This window comes from Pseudomonas sp. LBUM1671 (genome assembly GCF_059695685.1).
The window spans coordinates 5,861,450-5,878,625 of record NZ_CP166782.1 but is presented as its reverse complement, the minus strand read 5'-3'; the positions used below and the strand labels follow the sequence as shown (position 1 = coordinate 5,878,625).

General features: G+C 61.2%; 20 protein-coding genes. 15 read left to right on the top strand and 5 right to left on the bottom strand.

The genetic code is table 11. The features are described 5' to 3' along the window. Positions 1–18: 18 nt before the first annotated feature. Positions 19–402: a DUF6124 family protein gene (locus ACA060_RS27205; protein WP_497314260.1), complete on the bottom strand. Its 384-nt coding sequence runs from the start codon at positions 400–402 to the stop codon at positions 19–21. Between the two features lie 437 nt (positions 403–839). Here ACA060_RS27205 and ACA060_RS27200 point away from each other — a divergent pair, with 437 nt between their 5' ends. The 11 genes from ACA060_RS27200 (at position 840) to madM (ending at position 9,320) form a co-directional block, all read left to right on the top strand. Continuing rightward, positions 840–1,469 carry a transcriptional regulator gene (locus tag ACA060_RS27200; protein ID WP_497314258.1) on the top strand — a complete coding sequence of 210 codons (630 nt, stop codon included), beginning with the start codon at positions 840–842 and terminating at the stop codon, positions 1,467–1,469. Next, a complete protein-coding gene (locus tag ACA060_RS27195) occupies positions 1,432–1,857 on the top strand; it encodes a hypothetical protein (RefSeq protein WP_497314256.1) in 426 nt (141 codons plus the stop codon). The genes ACA060_RS27200 and ACA060_RS27195 overlap by 38 nt, the downstream gene beginning before the upstream one ends. Before the next feature lie 231 nt (positions 1,858–2,088). After that, the gene (gene mdcA / locus ACA060_RS27190; RefSeq protein ID WP_010466882.1) at positions 2,089–3,759 is read left to right on the top strand and encodes a malonate decarboxylase subunit alpha; all 1,671 of its coding nucleotides are present in this window, start codon (positions 2,089–2,091) and stop codon (positions 3,757–3,759) included. Next, positions 3,759–4,616 carry a triphosphoribosyl-dephospho-CoA synthase gene (locus ACA060_RS27185; RefSeq protein ID WP_497314254.1) on the top strand — a complete coding sequence of 286 codons (858 nt, stop codon included), beginning with the start codon at positions 3,759–3,761 and terminating at the stop codon, positions 4,614–4,616. Before mdcA ends, ACA060_RS27185 begins: the two co-directional genes overlap by 1 nt. Further along, positions 4,616–4,915 carry a malonate decarboxylase subunit delta gene (locus tag ACA060_RS27180; RefSeq protein ID WP_109635561.1) on the top strand — a complete coding sequence of 100 codons (300 nt, stop codon included), beginning with the start codon at positions 4,616–4,618 and terminating at the stop codon, positions 4,913–4,915. The genes ACA060_RS27185 and ACA060_RS27180 overlap by 1 nt, the downstream gene beginning before the upstream one ends. Beyond that, the gene (locus ACA060_RS27175) at positions 4,908–5,759 is read left to right on the top strand and encodes a biotin-independent malonate decarboxylase subunit beta (RefSeq protein ID WP_497314252.1); all 852 of its coding nucleotides are present in this window, start codon (positions 4,908–4,910) and stop codon (positions 5,757–5,759) included. The genes ACA060_RS27180 and ACA060_RS27175 overlap by 8 nt, the downstream gene beginning before the upstream one ends. Further along, the gene (gene mdcE / locus ACA060_RS27170; RefSeq protein WP_497314250.1) at positions 5,756–6,559 is read left to right on the top strand and encodes a biotin-independent malonate decarboxylase subunit gamma; all 804 of its coding nucleotides are present in this window, start codon (positions 5,756–5,758) and stop codon (positions 6,557–6,559) included. Before ACA060_RS27175 ends, mdcE begins: the two co-directional genes overlap by 4 nt. After that, positions 6,553–7,164, top strand: coding sequence for a malonate decarboxylase holo-ACP synthase (locus ACA060_RS27165; RefSeq protein WP_497314248.1), 612 nt, complete (start codon positions 6,553–6,555; stop codon positions 7,162–7,164). Before mdcE ends, ACA060_RS27165 begins: the two co-directional genes overlap by 7 nt. After that, the gene (mdcH, locus tag ACA060_RS27160) at positions 7,161–8,072 is read left to right on the top strand and encodes a malonate decarboxylase subunit epsilon (RefSeq protein ID WP_497314246.1); all 912 of its coding nucleotides are present in this window, start codon (positions 7,161–7,163) and stop codon (positions 8,070–8,072) included. The genes ACA060_RS27165 and mdcH overlap by 4 nt, the downstream gene beginning before the upstream one ends. Before the next feature lie 65 nt (positions 8,073–8,137). Then, positions 8,138–8,554 (top strand): malonate transporter subunit MadL, encoded by a 417-nt coding sequence (gene madL, locus ACA060_RS27155; RefSeq protein ID WP_497314244.1) that lies wholly within the window; start codon positions 8,138–8,140, stop codon positions 8,552–8,554. Position 8,555: 1 nt separating this feature from the next. Continuing rightward, entirely contained in the window at positions 8,556–9,320 is a 765-nt protein-coding gene (gene madM / locus ACA060_RS27150) for a malonate transporter subunit MadM (RefSeq protein ID WP_150658389.1), read from the top strand. Between the two features lie 120 nt (positions 9,321–9,440). On the opposite strand, the gene ACA060_RS27145 is transcribed toward madM, so the two are convergent. Continuing rightward, entirely contained in the window at positions 9,441–10,355 is a 915-nt protein-coding gene (locus ACA060_RS27145; RefSeq protein WP_077747236.1) for a LysR family transcriptional regulator, read from the bottom strand. A 129-nt stretch (positions 10,356–10,484) separates the two neighbouring features. Here ACA060_RS27145 and trhA point away from each other — a divergent pair, with 129 nt between their 5' ends. After that, positions 10,485–11,102 (top strand): PAQR family membrane homeostasis protein TrhA, encoded by a 618-nt coding sequence (trhA, locus tag ACA060_RS27140; RefSeq protein ID WP_109635552.1) that lies wholly within the window; start codon positions 10,485–10,487, stop codon positions 11,100–11,102. Between the two features lie 5 nt (positions 11,103–11,107). On the opposite strand, the gene ACA060_RS27135 is transcribed toward trhA, so the two are convergent. Next, positions 11,108–12,016, bottom strand: a complete 909-nt coding sequence (locus ACA060_RS27135) for a LysR family transcriptional regulator (RefSeq protein WP_109635550.1) — start codon at positions 12,014–12,016, stop codon at positions 11,108–11,110. Between the two features lie 106 nt (positions 12,017–12,122). Here ACA060_RS27135 and ACA060_RS27130 point away from each other — a divergent pair, with 106 nt between their 5' ends. The 3 genes from ACA060_RS27130 to ACA060_RS27120 are packed head-to-tail and all read left to right on the top strand — an operon-like array spanning position 12,123 to position 14,663. After that, positions 12,123–13,364: a D-amino acid dehydrogenase gene (locus tag ACA060_RS27130; RefSeq protein WP_497314241.1), complete on the top strand. Its 1,242-nt coding sequence runs from the start codon at positions 12,123–12,125 to the stop codon at positions 13,362–13,364. A gap of 18 nt (positions 13,365–13,382) precedes the next feature. Continuing rightward, positions 13,383–13,733, top strand: a complete 351-nt coding sequence (locus tag ACA060_RS27125; RefSeq protein ID WP_497314239.1) for a RidA family protein — start codon at positions 13,383–13,385, stop codon at positions 13,731–13,733. A 27-nt stretch (positions 13,734–13,760) separates the two neighbouring features. Continuing rightward, the gene (locus ACA060_RS27120; protein WP_109635545.1) at positions 13,761–14,663 is read left to right on the top strand and encodes a transporter substrate-binding domain-containing protein; all 903 of its coding nucleotides are present in this window, start codon (positions 13,761–13,763) and stop codon (positions 14,661–14,663) included. A 136-nt stretch (positions 14,664–14,799) separates the two neighbouring features. On the opposite strand, the gene ACA060_RS27115 is transcribed toward ACA060_RS27120, so the two are convergent. Together ACA060_RS27115 and ACA060_RS27110 are read right to left on the bottom strand one after the other, a co-directional pair. Next, complete coding sequence (locus ACA060_RS27115; protein ID WP_497314237.1) at positions 14,800–15,519, bottom strand: 16S rRNA (uracil(1498)-N(3))-methyltransferase; 720 nt, start codon at positions 15,517–15,519, stop codon at positions 14,800–14,802. Between the two features lie 179 nt (positions 15,520–15,698). Further along, on the bottom strand, positions 15,699–17,105 hold the full coding sequence (locus ACA060_RS27110) for an adenosylmethionine--8-amino-7-oxononanoate transaminase (protein ID WP_109635542.1): 1,407 nt from the start codon (positions 17,103–17,105) through the stop codon (positions 15,699–15,701). Positions 17,106–17,176: the final 71 nt, after the last annotated feature.

Below are 17,176 nucleotides of genomic sequence, written 5' to 3'. Positions count from 1 at the left end.
TCACCTCAAACCTGACGACTAAACCTTGGCCTGAGCCCGCCTCTGCATCTGCAACGCCTCGTTATGATCCAGCGCCCGCTCCACCAACAACTGCACCCCATCGGCCATTCGACTGAGCGCCAAGGCTACCGAGCGGCGTGATCCTTCCACATCGTCTGCCAGATCGGCCGCAATGGCGCTGATGGACAGCAGGTCTTCGGAGGCATTGGCCAGAAGGGCTTCTGTGTCTATGTCGGGGGAGACGGTGAAGAGAGGGTGTTTGCGGCGCTTGCCCGGTTTTTCGTGGGCGGGGGGGAAGTAATGGGCAAAGGCGCGGTCGGCAGCTTCCTTGAGTTTTTCGGCTTCGAGGACTGCTTCGGGATCGGTGTCGGTTTCCGGGGGGTTGGGAGTAGCTTTGAACATTGTGAATCTCCGCTTATGGTTTGAAGCTGGCCCTTTCGGTTTCCGATCGAAAGGGTGGCAGCTGTACGCAGGCTGGAAACCCGGGAAACGGCAACCCGGATGACCCGAAGGTCTCCCGCGCACAGCCGCCATAACGGAGTGCACACTTTAAAAGTGCGCAAGCATACGTCATGAGTGGCGCTTTTATGCCGTTTGCTCCTCGGGGTTTCCAATCCCGGTCGCTGAATTGGCAGCGACCCATAAACGATAACGATCAGCGCAAAACCCCACCAGTCAGCGGCTTCCGGCATTGCTGTAGGCCGCGACGCCAGACCGCGTAGCCTCTCACCGTTTCTGCGGACAAACTTTTAAACACAAACCCCCAATCGGCCGTCGAAGGTTGAAGATTCCCAAAAAGGGACCTATCGTTCCCTTTTTGGGACTCATCGGTTGCCACTGTGAAAAACCTTTCCCTCAGCGAAGCCCTGTTCACCACCACTCAGCAAAAAGTGCTGGGCTTGTTGTTCGGCAAACCCGACCGAAGTTTTTACGCCAACGAGATCGCCCGCTGGGCTCAAGTGGGCAAAGGCAGCCTCATGCGCGAGTTGGATCGGTTGCAGCAGGCCGGCGTGTTGACCCTGAGCCGCCAGGGCAACCAGACCCACTATCAAGCCAATCCGCAGTGCCCGATCTATGCCGAGCTGTTGGGCATCGCCCGCAAAACGTTTGGCATTGCCGAGCCTCTGCGTCAGGCGCTTCAACCCTTTGCTGAACAGATCACCTGGGCATTTGTGTACGGTTCAATCGCCAAGGATTCGGCAAACGCATCCAGTGACATTGATCTCATGCTGATCGGCGAAGGCCTGCACTACAGTGAAGTGATGGAACGGCTTATGCCTCTGGAGGAGCAATCAGGCCGCGTCCTCAATCCGACGCTCTACACCCCCGACGACTGGGCCGCAAAACTGACGGCTGAAAACAGCTTCGTCGTGCGGGTAGCGCAGCAGGACAAGATCAACCTGATGGGGGAAAACCCTTTGGAGTCCAAGGATGGGCAGCAACGAGAATCTGGAGAACCTGTTACGTAGCGGTGGACTGAAAGCCGAGCCGCCGGATCGCAAGGAATGTGAAGGGCTGATGCGTTCGGCTGTGGATCGATTGAAAGATGCGCAAACATGCTCGCTGTCCTTCGCAAGTCGATTCGACCTGGCTTACAACGCTGCCCACGCGCTTGCACTGACGGCTCTTCGCTTGTGTGGTTACCGTTCGGACAAGCGATATCTGGTGTTCCAGTGTCTGGTTCATACCGCTGATATCGGCAAAGTACCGGTTCGGTTGTTCGCCCTGTGCCATGAGCGACGGAACCTGGCGGAGTACGAAGGCTATATGGATGAAGATCCGGCGTTGTTGGCGCAGCTGTTGGAAAGTGCTGAGCAGTTGCTAGTTCGTGTGCAACAGCAGATGGCGGGGCTGTAATTATTCTTCATTGAAAACTGCGGCGACCATTCTGGCCCCATCGCGAGCAGGCTCGCTCCCACAGGGGTTTTGTGTGCGCCGCAGATCCAATGTGGGAGCGAGCCTGCTCGCGATGGCGTCGGCCCTGGAAACCATTACCCTGACCGTAACGATCCAACGCTCTGCTTGATTGATGCCCCCCACCCAACACTCCTAAGGTGACTCCCACGACAGCGAACCCGTGGAGTGGTCATGACAACAACAATATCCCCCGACTCGCGATGGACGCGGCGGCGCAGCGAAAAGCAGCGGCGTCTCGAGCTTGTGCGCGGTCTGGCCGACGGTGTGGTGCTGCCCACCGACAACATCGTCGCAGCGCTGGAGGCCTTGATCCTGCCCGGCGACCGTGTGGTGCTGGAGGGCAATAACCAGAAGCAGGCGGATTTTCTCTCCCGATCCCTGGCCAAGGCCGATCCCGCCAAGCTGCATGACCTGCACATGATCATGCCCAGCGTCGGCCGCTCCGAGCACCTGGACCTGTTTGAACGCGGCATCGCCCGCAAGCTCGACTTCTCCTTTGCCGGCACCCAAAGCCTGCGCATCAGCCAGTTGCTGGAAGACGGCCTGCTGGAAATCGGCGCGATCCACACCTACATCGAGCTCTATGCGCGGCTGGTGGTCGACCTGATTCCCAACGTCGTGCTCTCGGCCGGTTTCATGGCCGACCGCGCCGGCAACATCTACACCGGCCCGAGCACCGAAGACACCCCCGCATTGATCGAACCGGCCGCCTTCAGCGACGGCATCGTCATCGTCCAGGTCAATCAACTGGTGGACGATGTCAGCGACCTGCCGCGCGTCGACATCCCAGCCTCCTGGGTGGATTTCGTGGTGGTGGCGGACAAGCCGTTCTACATCGAGCCGTTGTTCACCCGCGACCCACGGCACATCAAGCCTGTGCACGTGTTGATGGCGATGATGGCGATCCGCGGGATCTACGAGAAACACAACGTCCAGTCGCTGAACCACGGCATCGGTTTCAACACCGCCGCCATCGAACTGATCCTGCCGACTTATGGCGAATCCCTTGGCCTCAAAGGCAAAATCTGCCGCAACTGGACACTCAATCCGCACCCGACCTTGATCCCCGCGATTGAAAGCGGCTGGGTCGAAAGCGTGCATTGCTTCGGCACCGAACTGGGCATGGAAAACTACATCGCCGCACGGCCGGACGTGTTCTTCACCGGGCGCGACGGCTCTCTGCGCTCCAACCGGATGTTCTGCCAACTCGCCGGGCAATACGCGGTGGACCTGTTCATCGGCGCCACACTGCAAGTCGATGGCGACGGCCATTCTTCCACGGTGACCCGCGGACGCCTTGCCGGTTTCGGCGGCGCGCCGAACATGGGCCACGACCCGCGCGGTCGCCGTCACAGTACGCCGGCCTGGCTCGACATGCGCCACGACGATGCGCCCGAAGCCTTGCTCGAACGCGGTAAAAAACTCGTGGTGCAAATGGTCGAGACCTTCCAGGAAGGCGGAAAACCGACCTTCGTCGAAACCCTCGATGCAATAGAAGTGGCGAAGAAAAGCGGCATGCCGCTGGCGCCGATCATGGTCTACGGCGACGACGTCACCCACCTGCTGACCGAAGAAGGCATCGCCTATCTGTACAAGGCCCGCTCGCTGGAAGAACGTCAGGCGATGATCGCCGCCGTCGCCGGAGTGACCGCCATCGGCCTGCGCCACAACCCCAAAGACACCGCACGCATGCGCCGCGAAGGCCTGATCGCCTTGCCCGAAGACCTCGGCATTCGCCGCACCGACGCCACCCGCGAATTGCTCGCCGCCAAAAGCGTGGCGGATCTGGTCGAGTGGTCCGGTGGCCTCTACAACCCGCCCGCCAAGTTCAGGAGCTGGTAATGCACGCATTCAACCTGCAACCGAAAACGCTTTCCCTGGCTGAACGGCTGGCGGACCTGGCCGTGGACGCGCTGATCGACGAAGCGGACCTGTCGCCGAAACCGGCATTGGTCGACCGTCGTGGCAATGGCGCCCATACCGATTTGCACCTCGGGCTGATGCACGCCTCGGCGCTGTCCCTGTGGCCTGCGTTCAAGGAAATGGCGGAAGCGGCCATTGAGCTTGGCGAAGTCGGCGTGCCGCTGCGCGAAGCCGTCGGGCGCATTGGTCGGGAAGGGGAGCAAGCGATGCTCGCCACCACCGGCGGCGTGAACACTCATCGCGGGGCGATCTGGGCCTTGGGTCTGTTGGTCACGGCCTGCGCGCTTGAACCTGAATCCAGTGCCGCAGGTTCGATTGCTGTGCGCGCAGCACGCCTCGCGCTACTTGGTGACCGTTACGCGCCACGTCCACTCAGCCATGGCGCTCAAGTCGCCCAACGCTATGGCGTGCGCGGTGCCCGTGAGGAAGCTCAACTGGGCTTTCCGTCGGTGCAGCAACGGGCACTGCCGCAACTCAAACGCAGCCGTGCCTTTGGCCATGGTGAGCAGAACGCCCGGCTCGATGCCTTGCTGGCGATCATGACGGATCTGGCCGACACCTGCGTGCTCTACCGCGCTGGCGAACACGGTCTGCAGACCATGCAACTCGGTGCCCAGGCCGTACTCGACGCCGGTGGCAGCGCCAGCCTCGCTGGTCGCCGCCGTTTGCACGAGCTGGACGAACAATTAATCGCATTGAATGCGTCGCCCGGTGGTGCCGCGGATTTGCTCGCCGCCTGCCTGTTTATCGACCGCATCGAGTCCGGAGCTTTCTGATGGAAACCTTATCCTTTGAATTCCCCGCCGGGCAGCCGCCACGGGGCCGTACGCTGGTGGGCTGTGTCGGTTCGGGCGATCTGGAAGTGCTGATCGAACCGGGTCAGGCGGGCACGCTGACGATTAAGGTGCAGACCTCGGTCAATGGCGCGCAACAACGCTGGCAGCACCTGTTTGCACGGATGTTCGACGGCCAGACTCCGCCAGCGATGGCCATCGATATCCATGATTTCGGCGCGACACCCGGCGTGGTGCGTTTGCGTCTGGAACAAGGCTTTGAGGAGATCGGTCATGACTGACAGTAAAGAACTCCTACACAAGCACAGCTTCGTCGAACTCGGCGCCCGGCAACGGGCGAAAGCCTTGCTCGACCCTGGCACCTTCCGCGAACTGCTAGACCCGTTTCAACGCGTCATGTCGCCGTGGCTGTTGCGCCAGAGCGTGGTGCCGCAATCCGATGACGGCGTGGTGATCGCCAAGGGCAGCATCGGTGGATTACCGGTGGTCATCGCCGCCATCGAAGGCGCGTTTCAGGGCGGCAGCCTTGGCGAAGTCGGCGGGGCGAAAATGGCCGGCGCGCTGGAACTGGCCGCCGAAGATAACCGCAACGGCATTCCGACCCGCGCCGTGTTGCTGCTGGAAACCGGCGGCGTGCGTTTGCAGGAAGCCAACCTCGGGCTGGCAGCGATTGCTGATATTCATGCGGCGATTGTCGATCTGCGCCAGTACCAGCCGGTGGTGGGTGTCGTTGCCGGCAGCGTCGGCTGCTTTGGCGGCATGTCGATTGCCGCCGGGTTGTGCAGCTATTTGCTGGTGACTCAGGAAGCGCGGCTTGGTTTGAACGGCCCGCAAGTGATCGAACAGGAAGCGGGGCTTGAGGAATATGACTCCCGCGACCGTCCTTTCATCTGGAGCCTGACGGGTGGCGAGCAGCGTTTCGCCAGTGGTTTGGCGGACCGTTATGTCGCCGATGATGTGGCGCAGATTCAGCAGCAGGTCGGCGAATTGCTCAAGCAAGGTTTGCCGGAACAACAACGCAGCCGTCAGGCTGTTCTGTTCCTGCAACGGCTGGCCCGTCTGGACGCCGAGCCGCAAATTGAACCGTCAGTGGTTCGCGATCTGTATCAAGGAGAGCGCTCATGAGCACGTATTCCCTGAGAGGTTTGAACTGGTTCAACGCCTTGAGCGCTGGCGCGAAACCGGTCGAAGGTTTGCCCGCTTCCTTAAAGGTGGCTGATGGTGTGTTGGGTGATCAACCAGTTCGGTTTATTGCCGTGGTGGCTGATCCCGACAACCGTTTCGCCCGCGCCCGCAATGGCGAGGTCGGTCTGCTGGAGGGCTGGGGCCTGGCCAAGGCTGTGGACGAAGTCATCGCAACCGATCTGGATAAACCGCACAAGCGCGCCTTGATCGCCATCGTCGATGTGCCCAGTCAGGCTTACGGTCGGCGCGAAGAAGCGCTCGGCATTCATCAGGCTTTGGCCGGCGCGGCAGACAGTTATGCCCGCGCGCGGTTGGCCGGCCATGCGGTGATCGGTTTGCTGGTGGGCAAGGCGATGTCCGGGGCGTTTCTGGCGCACGGGTATCAGGCCAATCGCTTGATTGCCCTGCGTGATCCGGGCGTGATGGTGCATGCGATGGGCAAGGCGTCGGCGGCGCGGGTGACGTTGCGCAGCGTCGAGGAGCTTGAAGCGTTGGCTGCCAGCGTGCCACCGATGGCGTATGACATCGACAGCTACGCGAGCCTTGGATTGCTGTGGGAAACCTTGTCGGTCGAGCAGATTGAACAGCCAACCGCAGCCGACTTGGCGCGAGTGACTGAATGTCTGGATCAGGCAATCGGCGATGTTGCCGCGACGGGGCGAGACCTGAGCGGTCGATTGGGTGCGAGCAACCGCGCTGCATCGAGCAAGGTTCGCGAACTGCTGAGAGCGCAGTGGTGAATACCTTTCTGGCCCACGACCTGCTCTGGGGCATGACTCTAGAAAAGCTGCCGATGGACGCGCCTGCGTGGGTGATCGAGTCGATCCGCGCAGGTCAGCCGGTGGTGGTTCGGCGTGCGCTGAGTGCGCCGGATCACATCGCGGTCGGGGTGCGTGGGCGGTTGCGTGAGCAGCGCTTTGCAGCGGTGATGTCGATCGATTCGATTTCGCGTCGGGTACGGCCGGAAGCGCTTTGTCATGTTTCTATCGACCGGGATGTATTGGCGTTGCGTGCCCTCGATCAACTGCGGCCGATGCTCGATGGTTGCGGTTGGGTGTGGGGTGTCAGCGGCAGTGCCGGGTTTGAACTGGCCAGTGGTGTTCAAGCGTTGCATGAGCGCAGTGATCTCGACTTGATCCTGCGCACACCGCAACCAATGGATCGACTGAAAGCGCAGGCGCTGCTGAAGATTCTGGACACGGCTGCGTGCCAGGTAGACATGCAGTTGCAAACACCGTTCGGCGCCGTCGCCCTGCGCGAATGGGCCGGTCCTGCCCGTCGGGTTTTGCTGAAAAACGCCCGTGAGGCCTGCCTGGTCATTGATCCGTGGGAGCAAGCAGCGTGAGCAGTTTGCTGGTGTTCCCAGGGCAAGGCGCGCAGCAGCCGGGCATGCTCCATCGTTTGCCTCGCGAAACGGTGATCGAGGCGAGTGAAGTGCTTGGCGAAGACACTTTGCTGCTGGATTCGGCCGAGGCGTTGACGTCGACACGGGCCGTTCAGCTGTGCCTGTTGATTGCCGGCGTTGCGGCTTCACGCCAGTTATCAATGGCGCCGGATTACGTGGCGGGATTGTCTATCGGTGCCTACCCGGCAGCGGTGGTGGCGGGCGCCCTGAGCTTCAGCGATGCGCTGCATCTGGTCAGCCTGCGTGGCGAGTTGATGCAGCAAGCTTATCCACAGGGCTACGGCATGACCGCGATCATCGGCCTGGAGCTGTCGACCGTGGAAGGGTTGCTGGCGCAGGTTCACAGCATCGATACGCCGGTTTATCTGGCCAACATCAATGCTGATAATCAGGTGGTCATCGCCGGCAGCGATGCTGCTATGAAGTCCGTTGCCGAATTGGCGAAAGGTCGCGGTGCCGGATTGGCCAAACGCCTGGTCGTCAGCGTGCCTTCCCATTGCCCGCTGCTGGAAGCTCCGGCGAAAACCCTGGCCGAAGCCTTCGCCAACGTGCAACTGAAAACACCGACATTGGGCTACCTGAGCGGCAGCCGCGCCCGGCCGATCATCAACATCGAAGCTTTGCGCAACGACCTGGCTTTCAACATGTGCCGCGTGGTGGATTGGCGCGGCACCGTGCAAAGCGCTTACGAGCGTGGCGTGCGTCTACAGATCGAACTGCCGCCTGGTGCGGTGCTGACCGGGCTGGCGCGCCGGGTGTTCGAGCAGGGCACCGTGATTGCCTTCGACGGTGCTCGCCTCGACACCTTGCAGGCGCTGTTGCGTGAGGAGGGAAGCCGCCAACCCTAGACCACCGACTCAAGCCTTCGAACAACAAAAACAACATTCGACGATGCACTTTGAGGACAACAACAATGATTATTTACGGTGTGGCGCTGTTGGCGATCTGTACGCTGGCAGGGGTGATCATGGGCGATGCGCTTGGCGTGTTATTGGGCGTCAAATCCAACGTGGGCGGAGTCGGGATCGCGATGATCCTGTTGATCTGCGCGCGGTTGTGGATGCACAGGCACGGCGGCATGACCAAGGATTGCGAGATGGGCGTCGGCTTCTGGGGCGCCATGTACATTCCGGTGGTGGTCGCAATGGCCGCACAACAGAACGTCGTGACGGCGCTGCACGGTGGCCCGGTGGCGGTGCTGGCGGCGATTGGTTCGGTGGTGATCTGCGGTTGCACGATTGCGCTGATCAGCCGCACTCACAAAGGCGAACCCTTGCCCGATGAGCCCGAGGAAATTACCCCGGTCGGCACGCCAGTAGGAGGTCGTTGATATGTGGGATCTCATCGAGAAAGGCCTGGAACATAACGGCTTGGTCACGGCGTTCGCATTTGTCGGCGTAATCATGTGGGTGTCGGTGGTGTTGTCCAAGCGGCTGACGTTCGGGCGGATTCACGGCTCGGCGATTGCCATTGTCATCGGGCTTGTATTGGCCTGGGTCGGCGGCACCATGACCGGCGGACAAAAAGGCCTGGCGGACCTGACGCTGTTCTCCGGCATTGGTTTGATGGGCGGCGCGATGCTGCGAGACTTTGCGATCGTCGCAACGGCGTTCGAAGTGCAGGCCACCGAAGCGAAAAAGGCTGGTTTGATCGGCGTGATTGCGCTGCTGCTGGGCACGATTCTGCCGTTTATTGTCGGGGCGAGCATGGCCTGGGTATTCGGTTATCGCGATGCGATCAGCATGACCACCATTGGTGCGGGCGCAGTGACGTACATCGTCGGGCCGGTGACCGGAGCGGCGATTGGTGCGAGTTCTGACGTGGTGGCGTTGTCGATTGCCACCGGGTTGATCAAGGCGATTTTCGTGATGGTCGGCACGCCGATGGCTGCGCGCTGGATGGGGCTGGATAACCCGCGTTCGGCGATGGTGTTTGGCGGGTTGGCCGGCACTGTGAGCGGTGTGACGGCCGGGCTGGCGGCGACGGATCGGCGGTTGGTGCCTTATGGCGCGTTGACCGCGACGTTCCATACCGGGCTTGGGTGCTTGCTGGGGCCTTCGTTGTTGTACTTCATTGTTCGCGGGATTGTTGGCTGACTTCAGATTCTGAGTTGTCTGGACTGACGCCATCGCTAGCAGGCTAGCTCCCACAGGGGGAATAGGGTTTGCACTTCCACTGTGGGAGCCAGCCTGCTGGCGATTGGGGCCGACTCGGTCTCAGGCCTGGCGATTGGCATACATTCGACACTCCGCCAGCAACGCCAGCAAATTCGGATCGCGCTCCTTGGCCTTCAAAAACACCACGCCGATGTGCTGCTGCAACCGATACTTTTCCTGCAACGGGATCAGCTTCACCCGGTTCTCATACACCGCCGCAATCCGCCCCGGCAGCAACGCATAACCCACTCCCGAACTGACCATGCTGAGCAGGGTGAAGATGTCGTTGACCTGCATTGCCACCTTCGGCTCGAACCCCGCCTGCTTGAACACCCGATTGCCGTCCTGGTGCGTGGCAAAGCCCTGGGTCAGGGTGATGAAGGTTTCGTCGCGCACTTCGGCCAGGTCAACTTCCGCCCGTTGGGCAAATTTCGAATCCGCCGGTGTGGCCAGGAAGATGTCATCGGAAAACAGCGGTATCTGCTCGCAGTCCGGGTCGTTGACGCTGTCGTCCAGGGACACCAGGATCGCGTCGACTTCCATGTTCTTGAGCTTGTACAGCAGGTCGAAATTCGAGCCGAGGATCAGGTCGATGTTGAGCTCGCTGCGGCGGATCTTCAGGCCCATGATCAGCTGCGGCACGGTCTTCACCGTCAGCGAATACAACGAGCCAAGCTTGAAGCGTTCAGCCGAAAACCCCGCCGCTTCGCGGGTCAGGCGCACGGTTTCGACCACGTCCTGAATCAGCTTCTGCGCGCGTTCTTCCAGCACATAGGCGCTTTCCAGTGGCGTCAGGTTGCGGCCTTCGTGTTTGAACAGCGGGCAGCGCAGGGCGCTTTCCAGGGAGTGAATGGCACGGTGCACGCTGACGTTGCTGGTCTGCAACTCGGCGGCGGCCCGGGCCAGGTTGCCGGTGCGCATGAAGGCGAGGAACACCTCGAGTTTTTTCAGGGTCAACTCTTCGTCAATCAGCATGGCGTGGACTCTTGGTCGAATGGCTCGATTGTGCACGTATGAGGGGAATTGTGATCTGAAACATTGCGCTTTTAATCTCAAGGCCTGAGCCTTGCGCAAGGTTGTAGCGAATTTTGAGGGAAGCAATACATGTATCACGGGGAAAGATTGAACGCCTGGACGCATCTGGTCGGGGCGGTGGCGGCGACGGTCGGGGTGGTGTGGATGCTGGTGATTGCCAGCATGGACGGCAGCCCATGGAAGATCGTCAGCGTGGCGATTTACGGGTTTACCTTGATGGTGCTTTACAGCGCGTCGACCGTTTACCACAGCGTGCGCGGGCGTAAGAAAACGATCATGCAGAAGGTCGATCACTTTTCGATCTACCTGCTGATTGCCGGCAGCTACACGCCGTTCTGCCTGGTGACCCTGCGCGGGCCGTGGGGCTGGACGTTGTTCGGGATTGTCTGGGGGCTGGCGCTGATCGGCATCCTGCAAGAGATCAAGCCGCGGTCGGAAGCGCGGGTTTTGTCGATCGTGATTTACGCGGTGATGGGTTGGATTGTGCTGGTGGCGGTCAAGCCATTGCTCGCGGCGCTAGGCAGTACCGGTTTTGCCTGGCTGGCGTCGGGCGGGGTGTTGTACACCGTGGGGATTGTCTTTTTTGCGCTGGATCATCGGCTGCGGCATGCGCACGGGATCTGGCATTTGTTCGTGATAGCGGGGAGTGTGCTGCACTTTGTCGCGATTTTGTTTTATGTCCTTTGAGGTCTCTAAGGGATCAAGCGATCCAGTTGCGCCTGCGCCCGTCGGCTGAACACCTGCAACAAGTCGCTCAAGGTGTGGGGCGGCGGTTCGTCGGCGCGGGTGACTGCATACAAGGTGATCGGTAACGCGGGCGCCAGCGGTCGAATCGCCGTGGTGGCGGGGGATGCGCCGAGCGCGGTAAACGGATCGATCACCGCCAGCCCGGCGCCGGATTCAACCATCGCCCGCGCCAGTGAATAGGTTTGCACCGCGATGCGTACCCGCGGCGGCGGATCGACCGCCTCAAGGTAGCTGTCGAGCCTGGCCGCCAGTGGGTCAGCGCTGGACAGGCCAATCAGCGGCGCACCGGCCAGTTCGATCAACGGCAACGGTTGGCTCAAGGCGTCATCGGTCCAATAACCCAACGGCGCCAGCGCCACCAAAACCCCGCAGGCCAAGACCTGTGCCTTCAGGCCCGGGTGATCTGGCGGTTGCAAGGTCAGCGCGACATCCACTTCACGCATCAGCAAGTTCTGCATCAGCTCACGGCTGTGGGCACTGGACAGCTCGCAGACAATGTCCGGGTAGCGTTGCGTCCACTCGTTGATGGCCGGTGGCAGCAGCGACAGGGCCAGCGCCGGGATCGCGCCGATCCGAACGCTGTGACCCGGCTCGCGACGCAGGCTCTGGGCCAGACGTCGCACGCCTTGCAGGCTTTCGGTGACCTTGTCGACTTCGCGCTCAAGCTCCAGCGCTTCGGGCGTGGCCTGCAATTTCCCGCGCACCCGCAGGAATAACGGGAAGCCCAGTTGCTGTTCGGCGTGTTGCAGCACTTTGCTCACCGCCGGCTGCGACACGTGCAGCAACTGGGCAGCGCCACTGACTGAACCGGTCTGGCGGATGGCCTGGAAAATCTCGATGTGTCGCAGTCGCATGGCAGTCCATAACCTTTGTTTATGGGTCAGGCATCTTTATGCATTGTTCAAGGTCTGTCACCTGGTCCTAACCTGAAGCCTGTTTCAACAACGGTTAAGGACAGACATGGCTCAGCGGGTTTGCATCATCGGTGGTGGCGTCATTGGCCTGACGACGGCTTACGCACTGGTGCGCGAGGGCGTCGACGTGACGCTGGTCGAGGCCCGGGATTCGTTGGGCAGCGAGACCAGTTTCGCCAACGGCGGCCAGTTGTCCTACCGTTACGTCGCGCCACTGGCCGATGCCGGCGTTCCGTTGCAGGCACTTGGCTGGATGTTGCGCGGTGACTCGCCGCTGAAGCTGCGTCCGCGCCTGGACCCGGCGCAATGGCGCTGGATGGCGTCCTTCCTGGCGGCCTGCCGTCGTTCGGTGAATCAGCGCAACGGCGCGCACCTGTTGCGTCTGGCGCTGTTGAGCCAGTCCACGCTGCAAGGCTGGCGCGACGAAGATCGCCTCGACGGGTTCGACTGGCGGCGCAATGGCAAACTGGTGACGTTTCGTGAAGCGGCAAGTTTCGAACATGCTCGCCAGGGTTTGGCCGATCCGCAACAGCAACAAGTGTTGTCCCGGGCTGAGTGTGCACAGTTGGAGCCTGCACTCGCCGAGGCGCCGTTTGTGGGTGCGATTTATACCCCTGACGAAGAAGTCGCCGATTGCCATGCTTTCTGTCAGCAACTGCTGGCTCGGCTCAAGGCGTCGGGGCGTTGCGCGTTTTTGCTCGGCCACAAGGTCACCGGCATTCGCCACGCAGCCGGCGCGGTGCAGGCCATAGAAATGGGGTCGCAGGTGCTGCCGGTCGAGCAATTGGTGATTGCCGCCGGACATCGCAGTCCGGCGCTGGCGCTGCCGGGCATGAACTTGCCGCTGTACCCGCTCAAGGGTTACAGCCTGACTTTGCCGATCCGCGCCGAGCATCGTGCGCCGGACCTGAGCATCACCGATTACAACCGCAAGATTGTTTACGCCCGCATTGGTGAACAACTGCGCGTGGCGGCGATGGTCGACATTGTCGGCTTCGACCCGGCGCTCGACCCAAAACGGCTGGCGCTGATCAAGCGCCAGGCGCAGGAAACCTTGCCCAAGGCCGGCGATTACGACGCCGCCATCGAGTGGGCCGGCATGCGCCCGGCCACCCCCAGCGGCGTGCCGTTGATTGGCGCCACGGCGTACCGCAATCTTTGGCTCAACCTCGGCCATGGTGCCCTGGGTTTTACCCTGGCGTGTGGCAGCGCCCGGTTGCTCAGCGAGTTGATCGCCCGGCGCGCACCTTCAATTGAAATGCACGGCCTCGCACCCCGCGTCGCCTGACTTGAAAAGGAATGACCGATGAGCATCAACCGTATCAACAGCAACAGTCGACTCTCTGGCGCGCTGACCTTTGGCGATCTGGTGTTTCTCTCGGGACAGGTGCCGGGTGACAGCCCCGACGTCACCGGCCAAACCGCCGAGGTGCTGGCGAAGATCGATGCGTTGCTGGCCGAGGCTGGCAGCGACAAGGATCATCTGCTCAATGCGACCATTTACCTGAACGACATTGGCCGCGATTTCGCTGCCATGAACGAGGTCTGGTCGCAGTGGCTGTCACCGGGCAATGCGCCGACGCGCACCACGTTACAGGCGCAACTGGCTCGTCCAGAGGTGCTGGTGGAAATCACCGTAATCGCCGCCCGCCGCTAATCGCTTGACCCACAACGGAGAATAACAATGCAAAAAATCACGTTGATCGGCTGCACCCTCGGCCTGCTGCTCGCCAGCCAGGTCCAGGCAAACGAAGCGCCGCTGACCGGCACGCTGAACAAGGTCGCCAATGCCAAGAGCATCACGCTGGGCTATCGCGATGCCTCGGTGCCGTTCTCCTACGTGGGTGATCACACGGGGCAGCCGATGGGCTATTCGGTAGACCTGGCGAGCAAGATTGTCGAGCGCATCAAGCAAAAGCTTGAACTGCCGGATTTGCAGGTGAAGTACAACCTGGTGACCTCGCAAACGCGCATTCCGCTGGTGCAGAACGGCACGGTCGACCTTGAGTGCGGCTCCACCGGCGTGACCGCAGAGCGTATGCAGCAAGTGGCGTTTTCCTACGGGTTCATCTACGTGAAGGGGCAGTTGCTCACGGCGAAGGACAGCGGCATCAAGAGTTTCGCCGACTTGCGCGGCAAGAACGTCGTGACCACCGCCGGCACAACGAATGAACGGTTTCTGAAGAGCTACAACGTCGATCACAAGATCGACATGTTCGTGATCAGCGCCAAGGACCATGGCGAAGCGTTCCAGATGCTGCAGTCGGGTCGGGCGGCGGCGTTCTATATGGACGACGCGTTGCTCTACGGTGAGCGCGCCAAGGCCCGCGATCCGCATAAGTGGGTGGTGGTGGGCGAGGAGCAGTCGCGAGAAATCTACAGCTGCATGGTGCGCAAGGATGATCCGCAGTTCCTGGCACTGGTCAACGCCACGCTGGCCGACCTGTACAGCTCAGGGGAAATCAACAGCATCTACAACCGCTGGTTCCAGCAACCGATACCGCCCAAAGGCTTGAACCTGGAATTCCCGATGACCAGCGAGTTGAAGGCAATCATCGCCAAGCCGGTGAGTGATCCGGTGCAGTAGTTTCTGAACGATCAGATTCTGTTTTATGTCTTGTGGACCCGTGGCGAGGGGATTTATCCCCGTTGGACTGCGTAGCGGTCCTAAAAATGGGACTGCTGCGCAGTCCAACGGGGATAAATCCCCTCGCCACAGGGCCCTAGAAGTCGCCCCACAGTTGTTGCGCCACCGCTAATGCAACGACGGGCGCGGTTTCGGTGCGCAATACGCGAGGGCCGAGGCGGGCGGCGTGAAAACCGTCAGCCTTGGCCTGCTCGACTTCAGCATCGGACAACCCGCCTTCCGGGCCAATCAAAAACGCCAAGGTTGCCGGTTTCGCATGACTCACCAACGGCTCAGCCACCGGATGCAGCACCAACTTCAACTCAGCCTCGGTCTGCTTCAACCAGTCCGCCAACAACAGCGGTGGATGAATCACCGGCACCCGTGAACGCCCGCATTGCTCGCACGCGCTGATTGCCACTTGGCGCCAGTGCATCAGGCGTTTGTCGGCGCGCTCATCCTTCAGCCGGACTTCACATCGGTCGCTGAAGATCGGCGTGATTTCAGTGACGCCCAACTCGGTGGCTTTCTGAATCGCCCAATCCATGCGCTCGCCACGGGACAAGCCCTGGCCGAGATGGATCTGCAACGGCGACTCGACCTGCCCGGCGAAGCTTTCATCGATCTGCACGACAACGCGCTTCTTGCCGACCTCCACCAGCGTGGCGCGAAACTCATGGCCCGAGCCGTCGAACAGTTGCAGCGCATCACCCTCGGCCATGCGCAGCACGCGGCTGATGTAATGGGCCTGGGCCTCGGGCAACTCGTGTTCGCCGGTGCTCAAGGGGGCGTCGATAAAGAAGCGGGACAGTCTCATGCTGGGTCTCGAAAAATTGGATCGGAGTTGCTTTTGTGGCTGCTGACTATTTGTGACGAGGGGATTTATCCCCGTTGGACTGCGCAGCAGTCCCATTTTTGGGGCCGCTTCGCAGCCCAACGGGGATAAATCCCCTCACCACAATAAATCCCCTCACAACAGGGGAACTGCATGGGTCTTTAGCCCGGATCGCGGAAGCCGGGGTGGAAGTCTTTCGGTACCGACACGCTGACGCTGTCACGGGTCGCGATGTCGATGCCTTCGCTGGCCACTTCCGCCAGGAAATCGATTTGCTCCGGCGTAATCACGTACGGCGGCAGGAAGTACACCACGCTGCCCAACGGACGAAGTAAAGCACCACGCTCCAGCGCATGCTGGAACACCTTCAAACCGCGACGTTCCTGCCACGGATAGGCTTCTTTCGTCGCCTTGTCCTTGACCATCTCGATGGCCAGCACCATGCCCGTCTGGCGCACTTCCGAAACGTTCGGATGATCGACCAGGTGCGCAGTGGCAGAGGCCATGCGCTGAGCCAATGCCTTGTTGTTCTCGATGACGTTGTCTTCTTCGAAGATATCCAGCGTCGCCAACGCCGCCGCGCACGCCAGCGGGTTGCCGGTGTAGCTGTGCGAATGCAGGAAGGCGCGCAGGGTCGGGTAGTCGTCGTAGAACGCGCTGTAGACATCTTCGGTGGTCACGCACGCCGCCAGCGGCAGGTAACCGCCAGTCAGGGCCTTGGACAGGCAGAGGAAGTCCGGGCGGATGCCGGCCTGCTCACAGGCAAACATGGTCCCGGTGCGGCCGAAGCCGACGGCGATTTCGTCGTGAATCAGATGCACGCCGTAGCGGTCGCAGGCTTCGCGTAGCAATTTGAGGTACACCGGGTGGTACATGCGCATGCCGCCGGCGCCCTGGATCAGCGGTTCGACGATCACTGCCGCGACGGTGTCGTGATTCTCGGCCAGCGTCTGTTCCATGGCGGCGAACATGTTGCGCGAGTGTTCTTCCCAGCTCATGCCTTCCGGGCGCAGGTAGCAATCGGGGCTCGGCACCTTGATGGTGTCCAGCAGCAGCGCCTTGTAGGTTTCGGTGAACAGCGGCACGTCGCCCACCGACATCGCCGCCATGGTTTCGCCGTGGTAGCTGTTGGTCAGGGTGACAAAGCGTTTCTTGTTCGGCTGGCCGCGGTTGAGCCAGTAGTGAAAGCTCATCTTCAGCGCGACTTCGATGCAGGACGAACCGTTGTCGGCGTAGAAGCACCGGGTCAGGCCTTCCGGCGTCATCTTCACCAGGCGCTCGGACAACTCGATCACCGGTTGATGGCTGAACCCGGCGAGGATCACGTGCTCCAGCTGATCGACCTGATCCTTGATGCGCTGGTTGATGCGCGGGTTGGCGTGGCCAAACACGTTGACCCACCAGGAGCTGACGGCGTCGAGGTAGCGTTTGCCTTCGAAGTCTTCCAGCCACACGCCTTCACCGCGCTTGATCGGGATCAGCGGCAGCTGTTCGTGGTCTTTCATCTGGGTGCAGGGATGCCACAACACCGCGAGATCGCGTTGCATCCACTGGTTATTCAGGCCCATGTTCAGTCTCCTCGAGGCGGCTCGCTGGTTTCGCGGGCAAACAATCGCGCAAGCCTATGCAATGCATCGCA